This is a genomic window from Sphingobacterium daejeonense, from assembly GCF_901472535.1.
Taxonomy (GTDB): domain Bacteria; phylum Bacteroidota; class Bacteroidia; order Sphingobacteriales; family Sphingobacteriaceae; genus Sphingobacterium; species Sphingobacterium daejeonense.
Genome location: NZ_LR590470.1, coordinates 4590860 through 4617838 on the forward strand (window position 1 = coordinate 4590860; position 26979 = coordinate 4617838).

Consider the following 26979-nt stretch of genomic DNA (forward strand, 5'->3'; position numbering starts at 1 on the left):
TCGTGAATAATGCGGTTTTATTTATCATTATTTTTTCTCTTTTTATTTCAGCTTTTATTTTCCCAAGAGATAACGCAAAGATTAATCATCTTTGGAGATGCCGGGGAAATCAATAGTAAGCAGAGTTTTTTGATTCAATACGCCAATAAATTAACCATTAAGGACAAGACAAAGGCTTTCTTCATAGGTGACAATATTTATCCATCAGGTATGGGATTGACAGCGGCCGAAAGTGAAGAGACTGGTAATATCTTGCGGTCACAGTTTGAAGGCTTTAGATCTTTAAATGTTCCCGTTTATTTTTTGGCTGGAAATCATGATTGGGATCATTCTGGTAAAAATGGACTTGCCAAACTAAAAGCTCAGGAGGAGTTTTTACATAGTTTCAATGACAAGGATCTCCGTTTTCTACCAAAAGCTGGTATGTTGACTCCAGAAATCATACAAATTACGGATAAGGTTGTTGCCATTGTTTATGACAGTGAATTTTGGCTCTTTCCACACCATAATAAAAGTATTGATACTGAAAAGGATCAGTTTATTGAAGATTTGCGGAAAATGGTCAATGAAAATTTAGATAAGACCATTTTGATGATTTCCCATCATCCTATGGTGACCTATGGCGACCATAGTTTAATATACAGTTGGAAAGATCATATTTTCCCTTTGACAGATGCTTGGCCGCCGCTCTATATTCCATTGCCGGGAATAGGTTCACTATACCCATTGTTCAGAACCCATGTCACTAAATCTCCTGAAGATATAAAGCATCCTCTCTATCAAGAATTGATACAGAGGGCAACCTCAATTACGGAGAATCATCCCAAGGTACTATTTATTTCAGGACATGACCACGGGCTTCAATATATAGAAAAGGGAAAGATACGTCAAGTGGTAAGTGGATCGGGGTCAAAACAATCCCACATTCACAAAAGAAAACCACTGAAATATGGCTATAACAAACAGGGATTTAGTATGATCGATATCCTTGAGGGCAATGAAATCAAGGTTGTCTATTATATTGATAATCCAAAGGATTCCTTAACAAAATCATATGAAACGGTTGTGGACTTTAAGGACAAGCCGTAATAATTTCCCCGACCAAATTCAATTTTATGCTGTTAAAAACTGTTCATATTGATAACGATATTCATCAGGACGGTAATCTTGTGGAGACCTTGTCTTTACAACCATTCATAAAGTATTTAGAAAAGAAAGTAAATCAGCCTGGCATGCTTGTTCCCAAACTAGCATATGAATTAGTTCAAATAAAATTTAAAGATTTTGGGGACATTACTGCAGAAAACCTGTCGTCATATGTAGATGTATTTGAACTTATGTACCACTTAGCAAAAGGGATTCCTGCTGATCAAGAAGTAAAATGGGGGCTTGGATTTCCTGTTTCTGACAGAGTGTTTTATGGTACAGAATCATTCTTTAATCTTGTAGAGACAGATTTCTTTAAAATATCTCCGCATAATGCCAAAGGTCTTTGGGATTTTGATTTTATCAATAAGCAATTGTTCTTGCTCGTTTTGGAAAGGTTTTTCGATATAACACCAATTCGAAGAAACACAAGGTTTTTCAAGAAAATAAACGAGTTCAGACATTATTACGAACTCGAGTTGGACTTTACCTTTGTGGAGATCAAGGTTAATGGGGAGATGCCCTTAATTGATCTAACTTCATTAAATAATAAAGAAACGGTTGAGTATGAAGACATCATTCCAATCTTAGAAAGATTCGATCTCAGTAAATTTACTTTTTCAGGCTTTACGATTTGTACTATTCGCGATTTCCAGAACGAATATATAACTGAGAATTTGCAAGACTTAATCAACAATATCAGTATCTATAAAGGTCATGATGGTCTAGCCAAGTTAAACGAGATCTTAGCAGGTATATTAACTAAAAACGGAGTTAAGACTTCGTTTTACCTATTTTGAAACTAAATGACACCCCTATTCTTTCACCCGAATTGGGAAAAAATAGCGTTATCCTCAGAGATGATTTGTTTTATGAGCATTACTACAACAAAGGTGCTTTATATCAATACCTAGAAAATCCTACCATATTAGCTTTTGGGGTGGAAGAAGGCATAGATTCAGAGAATTCCAAATTAAAGGATGTCCTTAAGAATTCCGGCATTGTATCCTATGCATGTTTCCCTTTAGTGAGCAATCACAACTTGGTGGGATTATTTGAAGTTTATTCAAATGAAGGTACCGTTTTGACGAGGAATATGTTGATTCAGGTTCAATCTTTTCATGACTTGATGAAACAGTTGGCGAATGAAATTGTACTCAGTTTCAGGAATGAGCTCAACAACATCATATTAACATCGATATACCGCACTGCAACCTGCTGTAGCATGGAAATTCAATCAAGTAGCAGCACAATATTTAGGTGATGTGCTAAATCATACTCAGGAAGTAGAGCAGGAAAAGATCATCTTTAAACAGGTATATCCTTTTTATGCTGCTATTGATGTTAAAGACTCAAGCTTACTTAGAAATGAATCTAACCGGAATGATCTAAAGATTAGATTAGAGTTTGTAGAAAAACTTATCCATGCATTGAAGATTGAGGAAAGATTTGAAATAGACAATGAGTTCTTGATTCGTTTTGAAGAGGTTAAGAAATGGGTGCAAGGAGCAAATCTGGATCATTACATGTTAGATATTCTTGCTTTTTTTCAAGAAGATATCAATCAGTTTATAAAAAAGTTAGGTGAGAGAATTCCAGACTCCATTCCCTATTTAAACGATTTTCGAAGTAAATTAAAATATAGTTATGAAGATTTCTTTTCTAGCAGTGAATTGTTTGAAAAATCTCTTCAAGCTGTCAATCAGACTATAAAATCTGAGTTGCAAGATTTTAATTCAAAGGTTCAATCCATTTACCCTTCTTATTTTGAATCATTCAGGACCGATGGTATTGAATATGATCTCTATATGGGTCAATCCATTTCTCCTATGGTTCCTTTTAAACCAAAGCTATTAAAGGAAATCAGAAAGCAACAGATCATCAATATTGCATTGATAGGCAAAAAAACTCATTTTCTAAAAGACAGACTTAGCCTTCCTTTAGAGACAACTCAATTGATTTTTATCCACCCTAATCCTATTGACATTAGTTTCCGGGAGGATGAACGCAGGTTTGATGTTGAAGGTTCTTATAATATCAGGTATCAGATAATTAAAAAGAGAATAGACAAGGCATATATCAATAACAGTTCAGAGAGGCTTGTACAACCGGGTACTATCGCAATTGTTTACAGCAGGCATCAAGTTGCCGGTGAATTAAAGGCCTGTTTAGCTGAGGTTGCAGAAATGGGATTTATAAGTTCATTTATTGAGGAATTCGATTTAGAGAATTTGCAGGGTATAAGTGATCTTAAAGCGATGCGTGTCAAGATTAATTTAGAAAACCATAATTAACCAAATAAAAGTAATGCACTTCTTAAAGAGAAAATATTTACTGTTCTTCATTATTACGATTTCGAGCAGCAATCTTTTTGGCAATCCCAAGATAGCATAGTTACTGTGATTGCTCCAGAATATGACCAAGTCGGTGCAGTCCACAGATATTGGCTAGGAGATAGCTATAGGAAATTATACAATACTCCTGTAAAGATGCGTGTAATGGATCTTTCCAAGGAGAAAGGTGGCTTACAGGTTGTCAAGTTAGGAGGTGGCATGCAGACCCAATCACTACGCTTGGTTGATTCAAACGGAGTTGAATGGGTATTGAGGTCTATTCAGAAATTTCCAGAACGAAGTTTGCCAGAAAGCCTTAGAAAAACCATTGCCAAAGATATCGTTCAGGATCAAATTTCAATTGCACATCCATTTGGAGCTCTCACTGTTCCAACATTTAACAGGGCATTAGATATTCCACATGCCTCACCTGAACTTGTATTTGTAGCTGATGATCCCGTTTTTGGTGAATACCAGACTATGTTTAAAAAATAGACCGTATATGTTTGAGGCAAGGATGCCATTCGAAAATGAAAAAACAGACAATACAGCTAAGGTCATATCAAAATTATTGGAAGACAATGATAATAAAGTAGATCAAAAGACAACACTGAGAGCAAGATTATTGGATTTTGTACTTGGAGATTGGGATAGGCATGAGGACAATTGGAGATGGGATCCCGAGAAGGAAAAAGGCAAGAAAATATATACTCCCGTTCCTCGCGATAGAGACAAAGTCTATTATAAAACCTCTGGAATATTCCCCGTTTTACTTTCCATGCAATGGTTAAAGGCTCATTTACAGCCCTTCAGCCCCCATATCCGCAATGTAGCCCATTGGAATTTCAATGCTCGGCATTTCGATCGTTTCTTTTTAAATCATTTGAGTGAAAAAGATTGGATAGAACAGATCGAGTTCGTTCAAAATACCTTAACAGATTCACTTATTCGCCAGGCTATGCTTCAAATGCCTGACACCATCGTTAAATTAAGTGCCCCCGAGCTTGAGAAAAATATCAAGTCTAGAAGAGATGAGCTGAAAACTACAGGACTGGAATATTATAAATCACTTGCCAAGGTAGTGGATCTGCCATTGTCTGGAAAGAGAGAGTTTATTGATGTTGATTTTGAAAATGATGGCAGCATTACTATTGATGTTCACAATAAAAAGAAAGATGGTACTGAAGGTGCTAGAATATTAAAAAGGAGATTCTTTGCGGAGGATACCAAAGAAGTTCGAATATATGGCATTGCAGGTGAGATGAATACAAATTGCATGGTCGTGGGAAATCTCCTATAAAATTGCGGTTGATCGGAGGTAAGGAATATGATAAATTTAGTGCAACAGATGCTTTTTCAAATGGAAAAAGAACTTACTTGTACGATAGCAAAATTAAGGAAAGTAATACACTCAATAATCTTAAGGATATTAAATATCGTTTAAAAAACGACAGTTCTGTACATCAATATCAATATGACAATTTTGTTTACGACCGCAAAGGCGTATTGGTCAATTTAAATTATGGCATAGACCGAGGTTTTATTGTTGGCGCAGGATATCTAATAGAGAACCAAGGATTTCGCAAATCACCGTATGCTTATAGACATGAATTTTTGGCAAGCTATCTGACTGGTAGAGGGTCATTTATTTTTGAGTATAAAGGAAATGTAAAGAAGATTGTGGGTGAACAAGATCTAGCTATAGATTTTAAAGCGTTGGGACCATTTAATCAAAGTAACTTCTTTGGTTATGGCAACAATACAATCTACCAAAAGGGCGGCGACTTAGGTATATCGTACTATAGAAATCGTTATGATTTGATCAATACAGATATATTTCTAGAGTATTCTCCAATTGAAAATGCAAAACTATTCTATGGTTCTAGTTCTGAATTCTATACTAGTAAAGCTAAAAACAATGACGAACAATTTTTCTCCAAATTTGACCAAACCAATCCTGGTGAAAACATCTTTGACCATAAGTTTTTCACAGGAGCCACTGTTGGGTTGGACTATGATACGAGAGACAATAAATCTAATGCTAAACATGGCATGAGATTATTCTCACGTCTAGATTGGAAATCAGAGATAAATGGACAGAAGAGGAATTACACAAGCTTAGAGAACACGATTAGTTTTTACAAAACTGTATTTAATGATCGATTGACGTTTGCAAACCGTACAGGTGTACAAGCTGTTTGGGGCGATCCATATTTTTATCAACATGCACAAATTGGGGGTGAACTGTCATTAAGAGGGTTTAATTCACAACGATTTACCGGAAAAACTGCGCTATATAATAATTTGGATGCACGTCTGAAGTTATTTAGCTTCAGTTCTTATTTATTACCAGGAACTGTTGGGTTGATAGGTTTTTATGATATCGGAAGAGTTTGGATGCCAGAAGAAAAGTCAGACCAATGGCATATGGGATCTGGTGGAGGAATATACTTTATGCCGGGCGATTTAATGACCATCCAAGCTACAGTTGGAATAAGCAAAGAGGCTGTCTTGCCTTATATTAGAATGGGACTGTCTTTTTAAATCAAGGGTTAATTTTTGATTCTATTTATTGTCAAATGTTAAATTAAATTAAAACACATATACATAGGTGAAATTATTGCTTAAGCAACCCGCGATATATTATGCAACTTAGGAATTGTACCAAGTCAAACATTGGCAATAATAGTTTTTAAGAAAACCCCTAATACAAATGTTTTAATTTCAATGAAGTCAAATGGATATAAAGTTATTAATATCCCTAAAAACCCTTATCTGGAGTAAACGATTTTAAAGACCAAAGCCTCCCAAAACTTTTATCTCCTGAATCTTCTAAGGCTGTCCATCCATAATAGGCATTGCTTTCCCAATTAATTCTTTAACACACCTTGTCCCTTGGTTATTTCTCCTTTTCACTTAGGAAGTGAAAATAAAATTGAACAATTATTTGCGAAACCAAATGATTGCACTTATATTTGAAACCAAATAGTTGTACAATGGAAACCAGAAGAGATATTTTTCAAGCTATTGCAGACCCTACTCGCCGAGCAATTATTGCATTAATTGCCTTACAAGCTATGACCCCTAATGCCATCGCGGAGCACTTCCAGAGTTCCCGACAGGCTATTTCAAAACATCTTAAGATTTTGTCTGAATGTGAATTGATCACCCAAGAACAAAGAGGTCGCGAGATTTATTATCAGCTTGAATTAGACAAAATGCAGGAAATAGACCAATGGTTGGAACAATTCCGCAAGATTTGGGAAACTAAGTTCAACCAATTGGATAGTGTTTTAGAAAACCTAAAAAACCAGAAAAAATGAACAACCAAACTTTCTTTGAGTTTTCCGTAGATAAGGAAAACAAAACGATTCACATCAAACGTGAATTCGATGCAAATTTATCTTGGTATGGCAAGCATGGACTACAGCTTCAATCCTTGAACAATGGGTAACTCCTAAACCTTGGCATGCAGAGACCAAAACAATGGATTTTCGTGAAGGTGGATTTTGGCTATATGCGATGATCAGCCCAGAAGGAGAAAAACATTGGAGTAGATATGATTACCAAAAAATAGAACCACAACAAAAAATTATAGAATTAAGAGGATTCAGTGATGAAACAGGGCTAGTGGACCCAAACTTTCCAAGAACTTCTTGCACCAATATATTTAGTGAAAAAGAGGGGAAAACATTGGTTGAGGTGTCAGCTGAATATGGAAGTTTGGAAGTCTTGGAATATATGGCAACCCATGGATTCAAAGAAGGAATGAACGCCAGTCTACAAAATTTAGATGAACTCTTAGAACAGCTAAAACGTTAATGTAACAACATTATAACACGCTCTTCAAACATAACATTTAAAAATATGTTGTAAATTAAGCCCTAATTATCAACAACATAAACCTAAATTATGAAAAGAAGAGACTTTATAAATGCTTTAAATATAAGCCTGGCTTCATCCATGCTTATATCTTCTAAATCCTACGGAACAGATATACTTTCCTCTTTAGATTTACCCTACCAACAAAAGGATCTAGCGTTACATAAAATAGATAGCGTTGTTTTTTCTCGGGTAAAATTAAATTATCCTCGACTTGTAGGCAAGAATGCTAAGCTTGATTTACATGGATATGGTCCAGATCTAGATATTTGTGTTCTGCGCACCGACCAAGGTGCAATGGGATGGGCATCCCTGCGAGGCTCTAAACAAAACGCGGAAAAGCTAATTCCAGAACTGATAGGAAAGAAGGTATCAGACCTCTTTTCAACAAAAACAGGAACCTTGTCTGAGAAAAACATCCCTTTTGACATTGCATTGCATGACCTCGCCGGTGTTATCCTACAAAAACCAGTATATGAACTTCTTGGCAAAAAAGATCCATTTATTACCAAGTATTATAGTGGCATGATTTATTTCGATGATCTAGAACCCAAAGATAAACCTGCCGGGATTGACCGCATCTTGGAAGAATGCCAGTTTGACTATGGTGTTGGTTATAGACAGTTTAAATTGAAAATTGGAAGAGGTCACAAATGGATGCCTGCTACTGAAGGATTAAAACGTGATATCGAAGTAACCAAAGCCGTTGCAGCAGCATTTCCAGATTGTGAAATCTTAGTAGATGGCAATAATGGTTTTACTTCGGATGAATTCATAAAATATTTACAGGCTATAGCTGGCATTAAGCTGTTTTGGATCGAAGAACCCTTTCATGAGACCGTCGAAGATTACCAAAAACTAAGACAATTTGTAAAAGCAGAAAAACTAAATACACTTTTAGCCGATGGAGAAGCCGATCCTGATCAAGCATTCCTGAAAAAACTGTTTGAGCAGAAGCTTCTTGATGTTCAACTTACAGATATTGAAGGCCTCGGATTTACGAACTGGCGCAAAATGATGCCTGAATTGGTGAAAACCGGTACCTATGCATCGCCACACGCTTGGGGATCATTATTAAAAACAAACTATACCGCACACCTAGCCGGAGGGTTAGGAAATACAGTCACTATAGAAGGGGTAACCAGCAGTTCTGAGGATGTAGACCTGACAGCCTATACCGTTAAAGATGGGAAACTGATTCCGCCCAAGCTCCCAGGATTTGGAATGCAACTACTCAAAACGATAGGTTAGTAACCACAAAATAAAAAGAGCAGGAATTAAAATCTCCTGCTCTTTCTGTTGACAATTGAATTATTGTCTTATCAAGATTTCTTTTTTGGAACTTTGGCTCCCTCTTTCCTAGCTTCCGACAATCCAATCGCCACTGCTTGTTTTTTAGAGGTTACCTTCTTGCCTGTTCCAGTTTTTAACTTTCCTTCTTTCATCTCGTGCATCGATTTTTCTACCTTATCAGATGCCTTTTCTGAATACTTTGCCATAGCGTTTTGAATTAATGTTCTTATTCAATGAACACTTGAGAAAGTTAATTCGTTGATGTCAAAATTCTACCAATTTGGATTCTGATCCAATTGAGGGTTTAATACAATTGAATTGGCTGGAATTGGGTAGAGATACTGCCTTCCATCCGCATACCATGTCCGTGGTTGAGCCTTAAACCATTCCAGGTGATTGGTGGATGTCATCGTTTGAAAATTATTGGCTTTTCCACCGATTGGCACCTTAGCTACTCCTGCTGGTACGGAAATGCCCGGCGCTTCCTTGTTACCGTCAAAAAATACAACATCCACTTTACCATCATGGTCTAAGTCAATCAGTTTGTCTAATGCTGGAACATAAATTCCAGTCCAAGGAAGACTTGCCATCAACTCCCCTCTTTTCCATCTCTTAAGATCATTGAACCGGAAGCCTTCTAAAGCAAGCTCAACCTGTCTCTCTCTTCTTACTTCTAAAATAATAGGGCTGGTGACATCAGAAAAGAATGTCTTTTGTAAATAAGTATCAATTTTAGATGGCAATACTTTTGTACCTCCTGTCACCCCACTTCTTTCTCTTAATGCCCCAACAGTTTTCGCCCAATCTTGATCATTCAATGTGCCCAGTTCAGCCTTAGCCTCAGCATAATTCAATAGAATCTCTGCATAGCGCATTAATGGTACAGCATTTGTATTTGTTCCTCCATTATCATAAGAAGGATCATCCATTGTATATTTGATCGGTTGATATCCTGTGTAGGTGAAGCTCGCAAAATTCGGTGGAGCTGAAGCACCGCCTCTCTTATACCCCGGGGTACGGATGAGTTGAGCAAGCCGTTTATCTCTGTTCTGACATTCTTCAAAAAACTCTTCGGTCATAAAGTTTGCTTTGTCCGTATATGGCGTTCCATCAATATTAAGGATAGTATTGATAAAAGGTCTTACCAAACTGTATCTAGGACCATAAGTTGCTGAAGTCCACCACCAGTTTGCATCATTCATGATGGCTAATTCACTGCTGAATGCCACAGCCAACATAACTTCATTGGTAACCGGTTTTGTGCTGATAAACAACTGCCTTTGCGACAAATCAGGACCTTCAGCGGTATTTAATTTATGAGGACCTTTAGTCATTACCTCCTCAGCAGCAGTTGCTGCCAATTGCAGGTATTGATTTGCAGTGGAGGCTAAGTTCAATTCTTTATGATATTTTCTGAAGGTTCCTTCAAACAATGCTACCCTTGACTTAAGACCCATCGCAGTCCATTTAGTTACTAACGTACCATCAGAAGAAGTTGCAGCAATATTAGCATAGGCAAAGTCTAGGTCCTCCATTATTTTTTCCATGATAAGCACCCTAGAATCCCTTTTACCATACAATTTTTCTTCATCTTCCAATCCTAATGGACGGTCTACCCAAGGTACGTCTCCAAATCTAACCACCATATTATAATAGAACCAAGCTCTGAAAAAGCGAGCTATTCCGATATAATTATTCTTGACAGACTCACTTAAATTGGGGTTGTTGCATTTCACAATGAAATGGTTAATATTCCGCAGTGCAGACCATGACCAGCCTGTACTAGTTTCTGCAGAGTATGAACCATCGACAATAAAATCGTTCAGATTGTTAACTGCTCCATAATCAGCCATTGCATCTCCTTTGAATGCATCCGAACCTGATGTTATATTGTTGTAGAAAGAATAACTGTATGTTTTTAAGCCACTTTCTGTGCCGAAGATATCATCTTCCGTTGCAGTAGCTTCTGGTATTTCGTTTAGTTCGCATGAAGTAAATAAAAGAACTGAAATACTTAATGCTAAAAATATATTTTTCATAATTTACTTCTTAAAAATTGATAGATAAGTTGAAACTAATACTTCTCATAGTCGGATAGTTAAATCCATCACCGCTTCCTGTACCTATATCAGGGTCAGAACTTCCGATATTAGCAATATCAATATCCTTAGTTCGCTTATACAGCGGAGACCAAGTCCACAAGTTTTCAGCAGATAATCCAGCTCTCAACCCTTGTAACTTAAGTTTTGAGACAAAGCTTTGAGGGAAACTATAGCCCAACTGAATATTTTTCAAACGGATATAAGCTGCATTTTGAAGATAACGTGTTTGGGTAGTTTGTTTTAAAGAAGTATTGTAACCTGCGTATCTTGGAAAATATGCCCCCATATTGTCTTCTGTCCAATAATTGTCTAGGTGCCAAGTAGGCAAGTTGTTATAAGGTCGGTTATATTGTCCCCAGAAAATTGATTCATTACTTGGGTACCAATCCTGTTTTCCAACTCCTTGAAAAAATGCAGAGAAATAAACATTCGAATAATCTAAGTTTAGATTAAGTCCATAAATATACCTTGGTTCTTCATTACCAATCACGGACAAATCACCATGATTATCCAATGTGTTGCTACCATAATCGATAACGCCATTTCCATCCAAGTCTGCAAATCGAATATCACCGGGATAAATTTTGCCTGAATTAGATGATTTGATCAAGGGTTGTTTAGGTGCTCCGTCAATTTCCTCTTGTGATGAAAATAGACCCTGTGTGGTATAACCCCAAATCTCCCCGTATTTCTTTCCAGCATAGTAATCATTCAAATTACCTGTTTCATTGTTAAATCTATCAATCGTAGATCTATAATCCGCCAAGGTTGCTTTTACTCCAAACCCTAGTTCTTTCTCACCAATTTGAAAACGGTCGCGATAAGAAAGGGTCATTTCAAAACCAGTGGTGGTCATATCTGCATAGTTACCTTTAGGAGAAGTAGCTCCAAAGATTTCCGGCAACTGTTGACCAGCAGTGTACATATTCAATGTTTCCCTACGGTAGATATCTCCAGTAAAGTTGATTTTGTTGTTTAAGAAAGTAAGGTCGACCCCTAAGTTGGCAGTTCTGGCAGTCTCCCAAGTCAGGTTGTTAGGAATTACAGTAGGAACACTGGTATACATGTTCTTTCTGCCATCCAAAACCCTGCCTGAAGCATTGATATTATATAGATCCAAAAATGAATAAGGAGCAATATTACCATTTCCTAGCGAACCATATGATGCCCTGATCTTGAATTCAGAAATGGCTTCAGGACTAACTTCCCAGAATGGCTCTTGAGAAACTCTCCAACCTGCAGAAACAGAAGGGAAGAATGCCCACTGTTCGTTGGTTGGGAATTTAGATGAACCATCATAACGACCATTTGCCTCAAACAAGTAACGGTCTTTATAGATATAGTTTAAACGGAAGAATAAACCTGCTAGTCGGTATCTATTATATCCTGCAGTTGCTTGGACCGCATCGCCAAGTGCTAAATTAATATTATCTACATCTGTGGTCAACAAACCTGTTTTGGTAATATAGGTGGAATTATAACGCTGTTGCTCATAATTGTAACCCAGCAATCCTTTAAAATAATGGTCTTCGGCAAATGTATTTTCATATTCACCATATAGGTTTGTAAACAAATAATTTGTTTCTTGAGCTACTTGATAAATATTATCATTCATTCCTGTTTTTAAAGGAATAATTTCACCTTCTTTTACGCTATAAGGAACGGGTACACGAACGCGAGTAGAACCATAATCTCTATTACGGAATGTTAGGTCCCCTTTTATTCTAAAGGTATTATTGAAAAACTTGGTAGCAAAGGAGGTCGTATTCCTAAGGTCTTTTTTCTCGAAATCCGTCCCATTCTTTCCGTAGATAAAATCACCAAGAGTATATGCTGCAGAAAAGGAAAAACTACCGTCAGGATTATTGATCGGAGAAGAAGGATGACCTTCATCTGCGATATTTCTCCATATATTTCCACCTTCACCAGCTGTGGATGGGTCGTGATATTTGACAAATGAATAATCAATATTATTTTCTACTCGCAGCCAGTCGGTCACTTGCAATCCAGCTTTTGCTCTCGTATTGTAACTCTTATATGTGTCAGTGTTGTACCTATACAGACCAGAATTATCAAAAAGCCTACCTGACAAGAAGTAATCTATTTTTCCAGAAGTACCACTCGCAGATAGATTGTGGTCTTGTACAAAGGTTCTGTCTTTTAACAATGCGCCATAGTAATCTTCATTCGCATAGTAAACATATTCACCATTGTCATTAACGGTAACAGTTTCGGTATTACCCGCTTCTTTTCTTTTGCGGAATTCTTCCAACCAATCCACAGTAAATATTTGTGTTTTGTTCAATTTACTTGGAATAGAAGAATAGTTGTTCCATGCATTATAGGCAGCGAAGAATCGCTCTGCATAGGTATAACCATCAGTAACAAAATCGGGCAAAGTAGTTGGAGACTGTGAAGTCAGGCCACCAGAATAATTAATGGTGCTACGCCCTTCTTTTGCTCTTTTTGTGGTAATCAATACCACCCCAAAAGTACCTCTCGAACCGTATATTGCGGCTGAGGACGCGTCTTTCAAGACAGATACGGATTCAATGTCGTTTGGGTTTAAAATAGAAGGATCGCCTTCTACACCATCAATTAAGATCAAGGCACTTCCGCCCTGTCCTATTGAAGTAGTACCGCGAATGTTGAAACTAGGTGCTCTTGTTGGTTTACCATCGGCAGGCATAATGTTCAAGTTCGGAACAGCCCCTTGAAGCATTTGACTGACATTTGCTAAAGGTCGACCTTCGAAAACTTCAGGACCAACTTGGTCAACTGCCCCAGTTAGATTAGCTTTCTTTTGTGTTCCGTAACCTACCACAACTACCTCGTCCAAGGCTGTATTGTCAAGCTCCAAACGTATAGTAACCTGGCTTTGATCCTGAATCGTTAATTCCTGCGAAACAAATCCTTGGTAGCTAAAACGCAATCGCTGACCATTTTCAGCAGAAATACTAAACGATCCATCTTCATTTGATTGGGCTGATGCTTGGGTTTGTAGGTTTATTACTGTAACTCCTGACAAAGGAACTCCGGTTGCATCAAACACGCGGCCAGTAATTTCTTTTTGTTGATTGATTGATGTTTCTGCATTGGCCATTTTACCTCCAAATACCATTATTGGAGAAAATGAGGTTAGCGCCATGCCTAAGACATACAATGCATGCAGTCTGTGTTTTTTCATCGGATAGTAGATTTAGATTATTCTCCAAACCTACAAGTAATACATTAAGATGTAATCAGCTAAATATTAACAATATGTTAACAAACTATGCTTGTTGCAACAAACATAACATTGAATTAAGTAAAACCTATCGAAATACTCCCCCTAAACTCGATAACAAGCCGCATTGATGTTCATCCCCGCTCCTACTGAAGCAAAAAGTACAAGATCACCTTTTTCCAGGGAATATCCACCTATCTCCCCTTTCAATACCTGATGCAATAGCGTAGGAATGGTCGCAACAGAACTATTTCCCATCGTACTTATATTCATCGGAAGAACGTTCGCCGGCATTTCATTTATGCCATATAGCTCAAAGAATCTAGATGCTATTGCTTCATCCATTTTTTCATTGGCTTGATGGATAAAAACCATTTTAAGATTTTCTATATTTTCCCCAGAAGCATCAAAACACTCCTTCATCGCTAGGGGCACATAGGTCAAAGCATACTCATATACCTTGCGACCCTTCATTTTAATAAAGCTAGTATCATTGTTAGTGCCGCAATTCCCTCCACCAGAACTAATATAATCCAGTTCCTCGATAGAATGCGATCTTGCAGCAGTTATTAAAATACCACTGTTGTCATCTTCATTTTTTTTGAAGGATACAAGCTCCGGCACCGTCAGAAAAAATCATGCTATCACGATCTGCCGGGTCTAAAATCCGCGACAAAGTATCAACACCAATAATAAGACAGGTATTTGCTTCATTGGCACGGATTGCTAAATCCGCGTGGATAACACCTTGCAGCCAGCCAGGGCATCCAAAAATAAGATCATAAGGAATGCACTTCGTATTCTTGATGCCTAGATTATGCTTGACTTTGGATGCTAAGGAAGGAACCATCTCACGAGTTCCGGCAAATGAATCAATATCGCCGTAATTGTGCGCAACAATAATCTGATCTATAGTTTCAGGATCTATTCCTGCTATCATAATTGCTTCTTTTGCCGCAATACTAGCCATGTCAGAAGATTTTATGCTCTTTTCAGCATATCTTCTTTCAGATATCCCTGTAATGTTCTTGAACTTTCGGATTATTTCTTGATTTGGCTGTCGAATAAGTTTTTGATCAGCATCATAAAAAGTATGGTTCAGAAAGTTCTCGTTCGGGATAATCTCTGTCGGTATATACGCCCCTGTTGCAATTATTTTAGATTTCAGCATCTTGATTTAGAAATTCTATGTTAGTTGAAATGATAAAGAAAAATAACATCCCCTTGATATGCCGGTTTGGCCTGATTTTTAATCAATAACTTAGCATTAATGATAGCTTTTACAGTTCCTCTCAGGTTAGTAATAGATTTTACGGTTGCTTGCAATTGCACTTCACCATTTACAGGGACTGCTTGTCCAAATTTGAAGTTCTCAATCCCGTAATTGATTTCCATTTTCACATTCCTCACGTCCGCAATTTGTTTCCATAAGTAAGGAATCAACGACAGAGTAAGATATCCATGGGCAATAGTCGAATTAAATGGTCCTTCTGTTTTGGCTCTTTGCTCATCTGTATGTATCCATTGATGGTCCAAGGTAGCATCCGCAAAACGGTTAATCTGCTCTTGGTCAATTTTATGCCAGTCCGATACTCCCAGAACCTTTCCTTCATGGGCTTTATATTCTTCAAAATTGTTAATTACAATCATGTTTCTTTGAGTTTTTAATTTGTATGGTAGAAGAACCAAGTTAAACATTAATTAAATCAAATAGGAATTCTATTGCATTAATCTTACGTAAGCTAAAACAATCTACGGTAAATAAAGTTAATTTTCTAATTAGGTTTGGATAATCCCTTAATACAAATATTCTTAAAGTCAACAGGTTGACCTTCGCTCTGAAGTGCGATAAATCCACTGCTCAACAGTTTTCCGTCGACCTTGATCTTAGGGTCAAAACCATTGGCGGTTCCTCCTCCAATCTGAGGTTTGGAATATTCTAGAACAGTATCACCCTCAATAATATGTTGTATCAAAGAGTCTACGTAAACTATTAATTCACCTTTTACCCATTGATCTTTATCATAAGTCTTGGAAGTTGAATTCAAACAATGCGAATCTGCAATTTTCCCCTTATAGACTACATTAGTCCCTGGCGAACACATATTGCCTGTTGGTCTTGGTTTTCCATCTCCTAAGCCCGCCAACAACTGTATCTCAACAGAAATGGGCCAGTCCTGTTCCTTCAAAATCGTCCGAGGATCCTGAGAATGAAACATAACACCTCTATATTATATTCATTACCAGTATATAATAAACATTTCTGGGGTTTAAAAAACTACTACGTAAACCAATGTCTTTAAGGTGAGACTTAGATCTGATTATATTGCATCTTTTACACAACGAATGGGATTAAGTTCAAGTTTCCACCATCCTCCTAAACTGGAATATCCCTGCCTAACATGAAGTGAATTGTAGTTTTCGTTTGACTCAGCCGTGCTTGACCAATAATTAGCACCGTCCAGCATGTCTCGGCTGATATTTCCATTCCTAAAAGTCCCAGTATACGGAAGAAATAAATATTTTTTCTGTTCAGAAATATCAGAAGGAATTACCACAAGACTGGATGGACCATAGTACCTACCTTTAATAGATGACGCACCATAGGTTCCAGGGATACCAGGATTACCGTTAGACTTTGCACCTGAAAATAGTTTTTGAAAATCACCCTTGGTAGGAGTCCTCCAATCTGGGGAAACTTTTGAGCAAGGATCACCAGAGGGGTAACCATTATATCTAGAAATCGGAGAGTTCATATTAGTAAAGCTTCTTCCGGGAATAACTTTTCCCGCCATCCAAAAATCTCCTGACTTTTCGTCCTTGTAATATTGATCTTGATCTGAAAGAAATGAATATGTCCAGGAGGTTCCATTATATAACGACACTAAATTCCCAGGAGCCCAAATAAGGTCTCCTATTTGTATGCCATCACTATAAAACTCCTTTATGTTCAATGTAATCTCATATCGGGTTCCTGGAATAATATTCAGAGGTACTTCCAAATTGTTTTTTGTAACACCTCCAATAGATAGAGATTCGATCTTTAGAACAGCACCTGTCGTCCCAGATGGAATTGCTATCTTAACAGGAAGGGAATTTGTTGAAATAATTTCCCTACTATTGACTGTTGCTGGAAAATCAAATCCTTTCTCAATCAAATTTGACGAAAAGCTTAGACTTCCATCAGCTAGTTTAGCATTGCCCTCACCATGCGATTCCAAATACACATTTCTAATAGCATTGAAGTTCCCAGAAATTTTTTCTGAATTTATATTCAATTTAATGGTTTTAATCTCAGCTATTTTATTGTCCAGTATTACGTCAACTTTATTCTCTGTTTCACCCGAAAAGCTGATGTTGCCTTTGAAAAAGTACAAAAACTTTGTATCCGACTCAAGTGGTATAGAAGCTTCGCTAAGTTTTTGAGATGCATTTATCTGAGTTATTGAAGTATTACCAAATGAATAAGCAACTAAACTGTAACCTGAGCCCGCATCAAGACCGGTAAAGGGTGTATTAGTTCCATTTGGAGAGAATGTTTTTTGTTGTATTAGATTATCACCTTTATAAATTCCAACATGGTATTTTATATTGCTTCCCAGAGCCTGCTGTATAGAAGTTGAGTTGTTAGATGCCCTCAATTCTTTATTACTCTCTCCCTGAAATTCATTGACAAAATTTATTTCTTCAACTGGATTTAATATTACTTCCACCACATGATCTTTATCAAACTTAATTTGATAGCCCTTTTCATACGCCACTTTTTGCATGCCATTGTGAGAAGCCCTAAAAGTTTTTTGGTTATTATTTCCAGAAGAGGTTGCTTTACTATTTTTGATTGATTCTCCAATTAAGTTAACGCTGAGGATTGCCTTTCCATTTACAGAAAAATCCTGTTTTTCAGAACATGAAAAAAGAAAAAAAAGGCTGATGCACAAAATTGACGCGAAAACTTTTTGCTTTGATATAAACTCGTTCATCTTAATTTTTATTGTTTATTTAATTTACCAACTTACATCCTGGGTAAAATTATCTTCAGTCCATTTTTCATCCACTTGGTAATCTCCATTGTTTCCCATAGGGAAAATCTTAGCAGAACCCGCGGCAATAGACCCTTCTAACTCCACTTTACAAATTGTAATCTTTGGGGAAATATAAATTTTAGATTTTCCAATTGTGCTATATTTTGACATTTTTAAAAACTTAGTATTTGACTATTTGATTCGGTTTTTAATAAAACCACGCAAACTTAATTGGTTTACTCCTGTTTTAAGTGTTGTGTGAAATGTGAAATTCATTCTGTAGTTTTTATGCTACAGCAGTAATGGTTATTACTTATGTTCTTGAAGAATAACAAATTCTCTTGATCAGACCATTTTATTTTTATTATCGTCCAGATTGTCCCATACTAAAAATCCTGGATTGTAGGTTATATACTGTTCTTCATTTATACATGCTACCATAATTATACTTTCGGGAATGCTCTTTGTTCAAAAGTTAGTTCCCACCCATTAACTTAGGCAGGATTTATCCTTGATCGTTTGTAGGACAGTTTAAGAACCTTTAGGGTGAGACAGGACGTTAACAAATGGCAGGTTAAATGTAATAGCACCATAAATTGATCCGGCACTCCGTAAACTATCCCTTTTGACATCGAATTATTCAATTTTGTATTGAATTTAACAGTTCCCTTTTTCCCCGATGTGTTTGTAAAGTTGCTGGTCAATATAATGTTCAAGATCCATGTTAAACGAAAATATTTCCTTGTATTTATCTTAACTCGCTAGTCTTACTAAAAAAAAAATTTTTAGGGAACAGACAACCCGCAACCAGCAATAAAATCAATAAAAAGCTTTCTTTAGAACAAAAAAAAACAGTCTAAAGCATGTTCAAAATAAAAAAGTCAAACTAAAACCTTTTTTAACCGCTAAAATTTATAAATTTAATTCGAACAATGCATTCTATATATTAAAAAATACAACTAACAGGATTTTATAGACATAAACGTGCGTTTTGTTTTCACAAAACAACTCATTAATCAAAATAATATATGATTTTTTAATAATTTCTTGATAAAAATCAATAAAAATCCAAATCATCACAACATTAATGGTAACATAACACAATTTATTTATCTAAAAACACAGTATTAATTAAAAAAAATGATTACTTTTACGTGAAATACATTAATAACGTTAATTTTTACTAAAATTGCCCTCTCATAACAAACATAGGTTTATAATTGGTTGATTAATGGTCTCCTTCTCCAGGGGACCTTAATCTATTTAAGTTTTGTTATAAAAATTTCACTTTGAAATTCTCCATCTAATTGGAAATGCTAGCTGTTATTTTTTTGTCAATAACTATACGCTAATGCCATATAAATGTAGCAAATGCTGTCGGTATAAAGCTAGCAAACGCATTGAGACAGTTCCTCGCTTAAAAAAATCAATGAGATGGTTACGGACTGATCGATGGTTAGCAGCAGAACCATCACGACCGTCATCCGTCTATTGTTGAATATAGTTCGCACAGAACTTGATTAAATCAATTTCTTCATCTTTTTTTTGGAGATAATCCCTTAATGAATCCGCGGTGAAAAAGTCAAGTTTCTCCTCGAGCTGGCTGATTGTTTTACGATAGTCCTTTAGTTTCTTGTCAACTATTTCAAGGACAAAAGGATCTTTAATACTAAATTCATTTTTCCTTTCACCTTGGCGAGTTGTTTTTGGGAAATGAAATGAGGAGTGTCGATAATTTTTTTTCCTCTTTGTGATAGACTCTAATTTTTACATTGTAGGTTCCATCTGCTTTTTTGGGGTGTTCATAAACCTCTGCGCCTACGGTTGCCATAATCTTTTCATTACCACGAAAACCTTTGTGACGTATTTGTGGCGGTTTTACGTGAAGTTCAACAAAAACCTATGCAAAACACACCGTTTTGAGGGTTTTCAAAACGGGTAAGGAGGATGTTCCAAAACCACCCTAAGGAAAGCAAAAGAGCCGATTTACGCAAGTAATCCGACTTTTTTTGATAGTAACCCCGCTGGTATAAAACTCGAACACGTTTTTGGAAATTTAAGGCAATAAAAATCGTACATTAAATATATTGTAGAAAGCGAATGGGAACGCATCAAGAATGATCCCGATTTACAGCATTTGATACGGCAAGACTAAGCTAATTCCTTATCATTTTTGCAAGGCTACCAAGCTGTTTCAATTTTAACTTTAGGTCATCTGTCCAGGGCAAACCAATGCAGAGACGCATACAATTATGAAACTGGTTTTGTAGTGTAAAAATCCTTCCGGGTGATATACTTATTTGTTTTTTAAGTGCATAGTTATATAATTCTCCCGTATCTATATCTTTTGGAAATTCCACCCACAAGGCAAGTCCGCCCTGTGGTCGGCTTATCTTGGTTCCCTCGGGGAAATACTCTGCTATGGCATCTGCACATTTCTGATAATTTTCCTGTAATGTCCTGCGTAAGTGACGAAGATGGTTCTCATATCTTCCGGTCATTATAAAGTTTCCTACCGCTTCATTAATGACAGAGGTCGAAGATAGAGAATGTATAAGTTTCAGTTTAAGTATCTGCTCCTTATACTTGCCCGGAGCAACCCAACCTACACGGTACCCGGGGGCAAGTGTTTTGGAAACCGAACCGCACCACAGGACATTACCATCCCTGTCAAAAGACTTACAGCATTTCGGACGTTCATTACCAAAATGAATATCCCCGTAAGTATCATCCTCAATAAGCGGAATATTATACTTTGACAGCAGGGCTACAATTTCTTTTTTACTTTCATCGGGCATACAATATCCCAAAGGCGTATTGAAATTAGGTACTAAAAGGCATACATCTATCTTAGGTAACATTTTTGTTAATGCATCAATGTCTATTCCCGTTACAGGATGTGTAGCTACTTCCAAAACTTTCAATCCTAAACTAACAGCAAGTTGGAGGATACCGGGATAGCATGGACTTTCGAGGGCAATGGTGTCACCCCGTTTGGTCAAAGCCATTAGACATAACGCTAAGGCATTCATACAACCGTTTGTAGTAACTACATCATCATCCTTTAAATTTCCTTCCCAAGCCAACGAGCGAACTGCCACCATCCTACGGAGTTTCACATTGCCCTGTAGTGGCTCGTATTCTGTTCCACCCTCTTTCAGTTCCCTCGTGGCAAGTACGATTTCTTTTTTTAGCTTTGCCAATGGTAGAAGATTGCCGGATGGTACACCGATAGAAAATAGGGTTAAATCCCTGCGCCCCATTGTTGAATAAACTCCGTTCATTAATTCGTCCGGTTCCCGGATATTGGCAATAGGTACAGGTTGACTTATTTCGGGTAACGGTAGCTTTAAATAATTCAATGGACTGGTAAAATAACCCGATTGCGGTTTTGACTGTACAAGTGATTGGGCTTCCAGTTCAAGAAAAACCCTTTTCGCCGTATTAATGCTAATTCCATGTTCCTTGCTCAACTTCCTTACAGATGGTAGGCGTTCGCCTGCTTTCAACACACCTGTTCTAATTTTGTTGGCAATATTACCTGCTATCTCATTATATAAAAACTCCTTTTTCATCGTAACATATAGATTTGGGATTGTCCCCTGTCCAAGTTTCAATTTATTATTACAAATATGTAATATGAAATCAATTTCAACCTCACAAAGATAGCTGTGCCCACTAAAATATCAAAAACTGTGACTGTGTTTATTCTAAATTCAGCTTTAAATTTGTACAATCTAATACTTCTATAAAATGAGAATTCATAATTTCAGTGCCGGACCTGCCGTATTGCCCGATTTCGTGTACAATAAGACTGCTGATGCAATCAGGGATTATAACAACACCGGACTTTCCTTGTTGGAAACATCACACAGGTCTGTTGTCTTTGCTGACATTCTTACCGAAGCCGAAGCACTTCTGCGTGAGCTGAAGAGTATTCCCCAAGAGTATACAGTACTATTTCTTGCAGATGGAGCAAGTCAGCATTTTGTGCAAATCCCACTCAACCTATTAAATAATGTTACCGAAGCTTCTTTTCTTGATAGTGGCGTTTGGGCATCCAAAGCCATTAATGAGGCGAGACTTGACGGAAAGGTCAATGTTGTTGCATCGGGGAAAGATGACGAATACCGTTCAATTCCCACAGATTTCTATATTCCCGAAGATAATACCCATTTCCACTACACGTCTAACAACACAATCTATGGAACAAACGCTATTGGTTGTGCCAAAAACATCTGTACCCGTTATATGCGATATGTCATCGGAAATTTTGAGTTCGGAAATTGATGTTACAAAATTTGGAATGATATATGCCAGCGAACAGAAAAATGCAGGGGGTGCCAGGTGTGTCGATAATTATTATAAGAAATGACATATTGGATAAAGTAAACCGAAACATACCCAATATATCAAACTATGCGATACCTGCAGATAATAAGCCGCTTTACATTACGTCTCAGGTATTCGCTATTTATGCAACCTCGCTCAATCTCAAATGGCTGAAAAGTCAAGGGGGCGTCCCGGCTATCGAAAAAAGAAACATTGAAAAAAGCGGATTGCTTTATAAGGAAATTGACAGGAACAGCCTTTTTACAGGCAGAGTTAGCAACATTTCACAACGAAGCAGAATGAACGTTACCTTTTTACCTAACAATCCCGAACACGAACAGGAGTTTTTGGATTTCGCGGCAGAACGCAAGGTTGTGGGCATCAAACAATATGCAGATTACGGTGGGTTTAGGCTTCATTATACAATGCACTACCTATTGGGAGCGCAAAAACTTTAATAGCCGTTATGCAGGAATATGAAAACTATAAGAAGTTGAACGCTTGATAATAAAACTTAACATAATGCAATGTCAGAAATAAGTATGAGTAAAATAAAAGAAAACATGGCACAAGGTTGGTTAAACGGCTTTATTGGCGTGGTGTTATTTAGCGGTTCATTACCTGCGACGAGAGTAGCGGTTTTAGAATTTAATCCTGTATTCCTTACGGTTGCAAGGGCTTCCATTGCGGGAATACTTGCCCTTATCGCCTTGTTTGTCTTTAAGGAAAAATACCCAGACCGAAAACAGATTTTTCCGTTGGCTATTGTAGCTCTTGGTGGAGTAGTAGGTTTTCCTTTGTTAAGCGCATTAGCGTTGAAATACGTTACTTCGGCACATTCCATTGTTTTTATCGGCATATTGCCTGTTGCAACGGCTTTATTCGGTATCATTCGTGGTGGCGAACGTCCACGACCTATATTTTGGGTATTCTCAATTATCGGCAGTCTTTTAGTGGTAGGTTATGCGGTGGCACAAGGTCTGACAGCTTCGCCTGTTGGCGATATGCTGATGCTCGGGGCAGTCATTCTATGTGGCTTGGGCTATGCGGAGGGGGCAAAGCTCACAAAAACATTGGGCGGTTGGCAGGTTATCTCATGGGCATTGGTGCTTTCATTGCCTGTAATGTTTCCACTTACGTTTATTTATATGCCAGTATCGTTTGAGGGCATTAGTACAGGGGCTTGGGTTAGCTTGGCTTATGTGTCCCTGTTCAGTATGTTCATTGCTTTTATTTTTTGGTACAAAGGTATGGCACAGGGTGGAACGGCTACCATAGGACAATTACAGTTATTACAGCCGTTTTTCGGCTTGGGATTAGCTTCTTTCCTACTTCACGAAAAAGTAAGTATCGGAATGTTAGCCGTTACCGTCGGGGTAATTCTATGTGTGGCAGGAACAAAAAAGTTTGCAAGATGATGATTATAAATGAAACACATCTTTTGAAATAATATGAATTAAAATACAGCAGGAAATATGTTCATACCCAGTACATTTAGGCTTGAGAACAGTTCCGAAAAAATTGCTTTTATGAAGCAATACAGCTTTGCTACAATCATTACGGTCAATGACAATGTTCCCATTGTTATGCAACTGCCATTTGTTGTAGATAATAGTTCGGGTAAACTGATATTGAGTTCTAATTTTTGCCACAGCCAATGAGCAGACCAAATACATGTTTATTCTCGGATGGATTTTTACAATTGCTTAGTACACTTAAAAAAAACAGGAGCCTTCTCGATTGAGTCAGCTCCTTTTTTCATATTTTGGTCTTACCACAAATCAGAAATATGGTTTGGTAGTGAAAAAAATATTTCCAGGTTAGGATTTGAACACTGTTGGACATAAAAGTTACTTTTGCGTCATGAAACAATTTGAAATTTTAGAAGCTTATATAAAAGAAGAAAAAGATTATTTAAATAATCATCCTCTATACCGTAAAATCACCACTATAGATCATTTAAGACTTTTTACCCAAGGACATGTTTATGCTGTTTGGGATTTTATGTCGTTACTGAAAGCATTGCAAATTGAACTTACATGTGTCTCCATTCCATGGTTTGCATCTGATTTTGCTAATACAAGATATTTGATTAATGAAATAGTATTAGCTGAGGAATCTGATCAATATATTGATGGGAATAGGATGAGTCATTTTGAGATGTACTTAGATGCTATGGAATCGATGAGTGCTAAAACTGAAGATATAAGAGAATTTTTAATTGATATCCAAAGGACACAAAATATATATCAAAGTATCGAAAACTTAAATACTGATAACAGAATAAGAGAATTTTTAAAATACACATTTAATATTATTGAAACTAAAGAGTCACACAAAATTGCAGCAGCATTTACATTTGGTAGAGAAGGTTTGATTCCAGATATGTTCACATCAATATTAAAGGAAATAAAAATAAATTTCCCCGATTCGGAGTTAGATAAATTCATTTATTATTTTCAAAGACATATCGATCTTGATGGAGATGAACACGGCCCCTTAGCTTTAAAAATGATAGAAGAATTAGCTCAAGGTGATGATCAGAAATGGTTAGATATGCAATCTGTTTCTAAACTAGCCCTTCAAAAAAGAATTGACTTGTGGGATGCAATTTTATGATAGCATTTCTTAAAAGAAAGAAAGCAAATAATATAAATACAGAAAGCTGAAAAGAGTGCCGTTCCACCAAAAAGGTCAAATTAAGTACCTCTATTAGAGACAGTTAAAGCTTACTCTCTCTTTTTTTTGTTTTCAGTCTTTAGATAAGGAATCCAACTAAATAGGAGAAGGATAGATCCGTTTGTTTATGACATATCCGCCAATCCGCTGTCTCGTACCAAACGCCATTTAAACCGCCATAGGGGCTATTCCCTATAGCTTACTCTATCGGTTCCACCAAAGTCAACATGGCCGATATGGCTTCATTGCTGCTCATAGGGTCCGGAGCGATTTCTTCTGTATCCGGGTGCGAAGAAGGCCCAAACGTCCCGGATAATGTGATCAACTGATTGTCTTGATTATTGATATGAGCCAGCCTGATGTGTAGTTCGTACCTCCAATCGCTTTTCTTATTATCCTTATATCGTAGGGCAAATACGTTTTCATATGGCGCTTTCCCCAACCTTCCGTCTGCAACTTCTTCTATATCATCGAACATTTCCAATATTTCACCTTTGCTATCTTTTCCCATTCCGGTCTGTGCACTGACCGAACGCGCGGCATAGGTATACTCGTTAAGGTCTTTTTGAAAATTTACGGTATAATAATAGATATGTGGTACTTCGGGATAATTTCCTGTATTCGTAAACCCACCCGTGCCCTGCATCGTATATCCCTGCATAGATTCGCCCAGAGAACCGGCAACTTGGGGGGCAGTAACAAGATGTTTCAACCGAACCCCCGAACCTGATGTTTCTGTTGGATCTTTATCATCATTCTTACTGCAGGCAGAGAGCATAATGCTTCCTGTAAGAAAAAACTAACGCAAATGACAAAACCGATAGTTTGCTGAGCCTAGTGAAGATTGTTTTTTATCATAGTATTCTTTCTTTTTATTTATCCGATCGCTCAGATTTTTAAAAGTTCCACCCTTCGGTTCTGCGCTTTCCCTTCCTCTGTATCATTGGTAGCTACCGGATTCTCCTGTCCGAATCCTGCTGATGTTAAGCGGTCGGCACCTATGCCGGCTTTTAAGATTTCCTTTTTAACTGTTGACGCCCGGTCTTCGACAATTTTTGATTGTGTTCTTTTCCTCCCGAATTATCCGTGTATCCGTTTATGGCTATTTTCAGTTCCGGATTATCCCTTAACACCTTGATGATTTCCTGGACAGTTTCCGATCCATCTGTTTTCAATGTGGCTCTGTCCGTATCAAAATTTATCTGCAATACAGATTTACCCGAATTCAACAAATCGTTTTCTATCTCTGCCGAGGTGACTTTCTGTATGGTCTGCTCAAAGGCTTTTTCCTGCACGACCTGTATGGAAGTACTGTTTCCCGTAGCTTTTTCCATAGCTATATAGACGTTCCCCTCATGTCTTCTGATCACATACATTGCAACCACTTCGTTCCAGATATCCAGGCTACCATTGCTTCCTCCATAGGTGGCAAGTTCCTTGTATTTGTCCTTTTGCTCTTTCGTTAGGTTACCTTCAAAGACCTTTACCCCTCCGGCATTCAGGATCGCATCTTCAAAACTTTTGTTCAGGTATCGACCGCTGATCTCTACACTGCTCTCTCTGTCTTTATGAACATGTGACCTGAAAGTTTTCCCCTCTACTTCATAGATGTTTTCAGGTGTCACGAATACGATAAAATCAAAATCTTTTACTTTCGGTCTGTTAATGTATTTAGCACCTTCGGGGGCAGTGAAGAATGGAAAGTCACCGATTTCTGCCGTGGAGACCGGAATGCTGTTTATGTCAAAATCAGCAGTGCTGTCCTGCTCCAGGGATGGAATTTCTTCCGGTTGGGATAAAGTAAGGGTATCTGCCCCTTTAACCGGTGTTTCACCTCCCGCATTGTTTTCTTTGTTGGAATTGTTACAGGAACTCATTAGAAGCATACCCATCATTAGGGCGATCGTGACTGTTCTATTCATATGTATATTATTTGCTTTTTTAATTGTCATCCGCCAGTTGGC

At 37.4% G+C, this 26979-nt stretch carries 27 protein-coding genes and 1 pseudogene; 16 read left to right on the plus strand and 12 right to left on the minus strand.

The features are described from left to right. Positions 1-129: 129 nt before the first annotated feature. The 11 genes from FGL31_RS21815 (at position 130) to FGL31_RS21860 (ending at position 8612) form a co-directional block, all read left to right on the plus strand. Positions 130-1089 (plus strand): metallophosphoesterase, encoded by a 960-nt coding sequence (locus FGL31_RS21815; protein ID WP_171017762.1) that lies wholly within the window; start codon positions 130-132, stop codon positions 1087-1089. Positions 1090-1115: 26 nt separating this feature from the next. Next, positions 1116-1946 carry a hypothetical protein gene (locus FGL31_RS21820; protein ID WP_138094436.1) on the plus strand — a complete coding sequence of 277 codons (831 nt, stop codon included), beginning with the start codon at positions 1116-1118 and terminating at the stop codon, positions 1944-1946. Further along, positions 1943-2410: a GAF domain-containing protein gene (locus tag FGL31_RS21825; RefSeq protein WP_138094438.1), complete on the plus strand. Its 468-nt coding sequence runs from the start codon at positions 1943-1945 to the stop codon at positions 2408-2410. The genes FGL31_RS21820 and FGL31_RS21825 overlap by 4 nt, the downstream gene beginning before the upstream one ends. Before the next feature lies 1 nt (position 2411). After that, entirely contained in the window at positions 2412-3440 is a 1029-nt protein-coding gene (locus FGL31_RS21830; RefSeq protein ID WP_138094440.1) for a hypothetical protein, read from the plus strand. A 105-nt stretch (positions 3441-3545) separates the two neighbouring features. Continuing rightward, positions 3546-3974 carry a hypothetical protein gene (locus FGL31_RS21835; RefSeq protein WP_138094442.1) on the plus strand — a complete coding sequence of 143 codons (429 nt, stop codon included), beginning with the start codon at positions 3546-3548 and terminating at the stop codon, positions 3972-3974. A gap of 7 nt (positions 3975-3981) precedes the next feature. Then, a complete protein-coding gene (locus FGL31_RS21840) occupies positions 3982-4779 on the plus strand; it encodes a hypothetical protein (protein WP_138094444.1) in 798 nt (265 codons plus the stop codon). 2 nt (positions 4780-4781) lie between these two features. Beyond that, positions 4782-6023 (plus strand): BamA/TamA family outer membrane protein, encoded by a 1242-nt coding sequence (locus FGL31_RS21845; protein ID WP_232047078.1) that lies wholly within the window; start codon positions 4782-4784, stop codon positions 6021-6023. A 452-nt stretch (positions 6024-6475) separates the two neighbouring features. Further along, on the plus strand, positions 6476-6802 hold the full coding sequence (locus FGL31_RS21850; RefSeq protein WP_138094448.1) for an ArsR/SmtB family transcription factor: 327 nt from the start codon (positions 6476-6478) through the stop codon (positions 6800-6802). Further along, positions 6799-6933, plus strand: coding sequence for a hypothetical protein (locus FGL31_RS28530; protein ID WP_262709203.1), 135 nt, complete (start codon positions 6799-6801; stop codon positions 6931-6933). The genes FGL31_RS21850 and FGL31_RS28530 overlap by 4 nt, the downstream gene beginning before the upstream one ends. Next, entirely contained in the window at positions 6885-7301 is a 417-nt protein-coding gene (locus FGL31_RS21855) for an SRPBCC family protein (protein ID WP_197734365.1), read from the plus strand. The genes FGL31_RS28530 and FGL31_RS21855 overlap by 49 nt, the downstream gene beginning before the upstream one ends. A gap of 90 nt (positions 7302-7391) precedes the next feature. Next, a complete protein-coding gene (locus FGL31_RS21860) occupies positions 7392-8612 on the plus strand; it encodes an enolase C-terminal domain-like protein (protein WP_138094450.1) in 1221 nt (406 codons plus the stop codon). A 71-nt stretch (positions 8613-8683) separates the two neighbouring features. On the opposite strand, the gene FGL31_RS22845 is transcribed toward FGL31_RS21860, so the two are convergent. The 10 genes from FGL31_RS22845 to FGL31_RS21895 all read right to left on the minus strand — a co-directional run bounded on the left by FGL31_RS22845 (position 8684) and on the right by FGL31_RS21895 (position 21579). Then, positions 8684-8860 carry a DUF6496 domain-containing protein gene (locus FGL31_RS22845; protein ID WP_171017764.1) on the minus strand — a complete coding sequence of 59 codons (177 nt, stop codon included), beginning with the start codon at positions 8858-8860 and terminating at the stop codon, positions 8684-8686. 66 nt (positions 8861-8926) lie between these two features. Next, positions 8927-10693 (minus strand): RagB/SusD family nutrient uptake outer membrane protein, encoded by a 1767-nt coding sequence (locus FGL31_RS21865; protein WP_138094452.1) that lies wholly within the window; start codon positions 10691-10693, stop codon positions 8927-8929. Positions 10694-10703: 10 nt separating this feature from the next. Then, positions 10704-13943: a SusC/RagA family TonB-linked outer membrane protein gene (locus FGL31_RS21870; protein WP_138094454.1), complete on the minus strand. Its 3240-nt coding sequence runs from the start codon at positions 13941-13943 to the stop codon at positions 10704-10706. A 144-nt stretch (positions 13944-14087) separates the two neighbouring features. Then, positions 14088-14606: a 3-oxoacyl-[acyl-carrier-protein] synthase III C-terminal domain-containing protein gene (locus tag FGL31_RS27085; protein WP_232047079.1), complete on the minus strand. Its 519-nt coding sequence runs from the start codon at positions 14604-14606 to the stop codon at positions 14088-14090. Next, entirely contained in the window at positions 14575-15153 is a 579-nt protein-coding gene (locus tag FGL31_RS27090; RefSeq protein WP_232047080.1) for a 3-oxoacyl-ACP synthase III family protein, read from the minus strand. Before FGL31_RS27090 ends, FGL31_RS27085 begins: the two co-directional genes overlap by 32 nt. Positions 15154-15173: 20 nt before the next feature. Then, positions 15174-15632, minus strand: a complete 459-nt coding sequence (locus tag FGL31_RS21880) for a MaoC family dehydratase (protein WP_138094456.1) — start codon at positions 15630-15632, stop codon at positions 15174-15176. Between the two features lie 125 nt (positions 15633-15757). Continuing rightward, the gene (locus FGL31_RS21885) at positions 15758-16201 is read right to left on the minus strand and encodes a 3-keto-disaccharide hydrolase (RefSeq protein WP_232047081.1); all 444 of its coding nucleotides are present in this window, start codon (positions 16199-16201) and stop codon (positions 15758-15760) included. Between the two features lie 102 nt (positions 16202-16303). Next, positions 16304-17962: a fibrobacter succinogenes major paralogous domain-containing protein gene (locus tag FGL31_RS21890; RefSeq protein ID WP_138094458.1), complete on the minus strand. Its 1659-nt coding sequence runs from the start codon at positions 17960-17962 to the stop codon at positions 16304-16306. Positions 17963-17986: 24 nt separating this feature from the next. Further along, positions 17987-18109 (minus strand): hypothetical protein, encoded by a 123-nt coding sequence (locus tag FGL31_RS28535; protein WP_262709204.1) that lies wholly within the window; start codon positions 18107-18109, stop codon positions 17987-17989. A gap of 2051 nt (positions 18110-20160) precedes the next feature. Beyond that, complete coding sequence (locus FGL31_RS21895) at positions 20161-21579, minus strand: aminotransferase-like domain-containing protein (RefSeq protein ID WP_138094460.1); 1419 nt, start codon at positions 21577-21579, stop codon at positions 20161-20163. A gap of 178 nt (positions 21580-21757) precedes the next feature. On the opposite strand from FGL31_RS21895, the gene FGL31_RS29465 reads away from it, so the two are divergent. From FGL31_RS29465 to FGL31_RS21915, 5 genes are all read left to right on the plus strand, one after another. Continuing rightward, the gene (locus FGL31_RS29465; RefSeq protein WP_317131114.1) at positions 21758-22294 is read left to right on the plus strand and encodes an aminotransferase class V-fold PLP-dependent enzyme; all 537 of its coding nucleotides are present in this window, start codon (positions 21758-21760) and stop codon (positions 22292-22294) included. A gap of 23 nt (positions 22295-22317) precedes the next feature. After that, positions 22318-22794: an aminotransferase class V-fold PLP-dependent enzyme gene (locus tag FGL31_RS29470; RefSeq protein ID WP_317131115.1), complete on the plus strand. Its 477-nt coding sequence runs from the start codon at positions 22318-22320 to the stop codon at positions 22792-22794. A 69-nt stretch (positions 22795-22863) separates the two neighbouring features. Next, positions 22864-23754 carry a DMT family transporter gene (locus FGL31_RS21905; protein WP_232047082.1) on the plus strand — a complete coding sequence of 297 codons (891 nt, stop codon included), beginning with the start codon at positions 22864-22866 and terminating at the stop codon, positions 23752-23754. A 57-nt stretch (positions 23755-23811) separates the two neighbouring features. After that, positions 23812-23997 carry an FMN-binding negative transcriptional regulator gene (locus tag FGL31_RS21910; protein ID WP_138094462.1) on the plus strand — a complete coding sequence of 62 codons (186 nt, stop codon included), beginning with the start codon at positions 23812-23814 and terminating at the stop codon, positions 23995-23997. Positions 23998-24199: 202 nt separating this feature from the next. Continuing rightward, positions 24200-24955: a DUF3050 domain-containing protein gene (locus FGL31_RS21915; RefSeq protein WP_138094464.1), complete on the plus strand. Its 756-nt coding sequence runs from the start codon at positions 24200-24202 to the stop codon at positions 24953-24955. Positions 24956-25214: 259 nt separating this feature from the next. On the opposite strand, the gene FGL31_RS21920 is transcribed toward FGL31_RS21915, so the two are convergent. Together FGL31_RS21920 and FGL31_RS21930 are read right to left on the minus strand one after the other, a co-directional pair. Next, complete coding sequence (locus FGL31_RS21920) at positions 25215-25793, minus strand: hypothetical protein (RefSeq protein ID WP_099369731.1); 579 nt, start codon at positions 25791-25793, stop codon at positions 25215-25217. 110 nt (positions 25794-25903) lie between these two features. Further along, positions 25904-26967: pseudogene (locus FGL31_RS21930) on the minus strand (OmpA family protein). Positions 26968-26979 lie beyond the last annotated feature (12 nt).

Bases quoted from the DNA above. Each gene is read 5' to 3' on its own strand.
- FGL31_RS21820 (WP_138094436.1), top strand. From the start codon at position 1,116: ATGCTGTTAAAAACTGTTCATATTGATAACGATATTCATCAGGACGGT.
- FGL31_RS21840 (WP_138094444.1), top strand. From the start codon at position 3,982: ATGTTTGAGGCAAGGATGCCATTCGAAAATGAAAAAACAGACAATACA.
- FGL31_RS21850 (WP_138094448.1), top strand. From the start codon at position 6,476: ATGGAAACCAGAAGAGATATTTTTCAAGCTATTGCAGACCCTACTCGC.
- FGL31_RS28530 (WP_262709203.1), top strand. From the start codon at position 6,799: ATGAACAACCAAACTTTCTTTGAGTTTTCCGTAGATAAGGAAAACAAA.
- FGL31_RS21860 (WP_138094450.1), top strand. From the start codon at position 7,392: ATGAAAAGAAGAGACTTTATAAATGCTTTAAATATAAGCCTGGCTTCA.
- FGL31_RS22845 (WP_171017764.1), bottom strand. From the start codon at position 8,860: ATGGCAAAGTATTCAGAAAAGGCATCTGATAAGGTAGAAAAATCGATG.
- FGL31_RS21865 (WP_138094452.1), bottom strand. From the start codon at position 10,693: ATGAAAAATATATTTTTAGCATTAAGTATTTCAGTTCTTTTATTTACT.
- FGL31_RS21870 (WP_138094454.1), bottom strand. From the start codon at position 13,943: ATGAAAAAACACAGACTGCATGCATTGTATGTCTTAGGCATGGCGCTA.
- FGL31_RS27090 (WP_232047080.1), bottom strand. From the start codon at position 15,153: ATGCTGAAATCTAAAATAATTGCAACAGGGGCGTATATACCGACAGAG.
- FGL31_RS21880 (WP_138094456.1), bottom strand. From the start codon at position 15,632: ATGATTGTAATTAACAATTTTGAAGAATATAAAGCCCATGAAGGAAAG.
- FGL31_RS21885 (WP_232047081.1), bottom strand. From the start codon at position 16,201: ATGTTTCATTCTCAGGATCCTCGGACGATTTTGAAGGAACAGGACTGG.
- FGL31_RS21890 (WP_138094458.1), bottom strand. From the start codon at position 17,962: ATGAACGAGTTTATATCAAAGCAAAAAGTTTTCGCGTCAATTTTGTGC.
- FGL31_RS21895 (WP_138094460.1), bottom strand. From the start codon at position 21,579: ATGAAAAAGGAGTTTTTATATAATGAGATAGCAGGTAATATTGCCAAC.
- FGL31_RS29465 (WP_317131114.1), top strand. From the start codon at position 21,758: ATGAGAATTCATAATTTCAGTGCCGGACCTGCCGTATTGCCCGATTTC.
- FGL31_RS29470 (WP_317131115.1), top strand. From the start codon at position 22,318: ATGCCAGCGAACAGAAAAATGCAGGGGGTGCCAGGTGTGTCGATAATT.
- FGL31_RS21905 (WP_232047082.1), top strand. From the start codon at position 22,864: ATGTCAGAAATAAGTATGAGTAAAATAAAAGAAAACATGGCACAAGGT.
- FGL31_RS21910 (WP_138094462.1), top strand. From the start codon at position 23,812: ATGTTCATACCCAGTACATTTAGGCTTGAGAACAGTTCCGAAAAAATT.
- FGL31_RS21915 (WP_138094464.1), top strand. From the start codon at position 24,200: ATGAAACAATTTGAAATTTTAGAAGCTTATATAAAAGAAGAAAAAGAT.
- FGL31_RS21920 (WP_099369731.1), bottom strand. From the start codon at position 25,793: ATGCTCTCTGCCTGCAGTAAGAATGATGATAAAGATCCAACAGAAACA.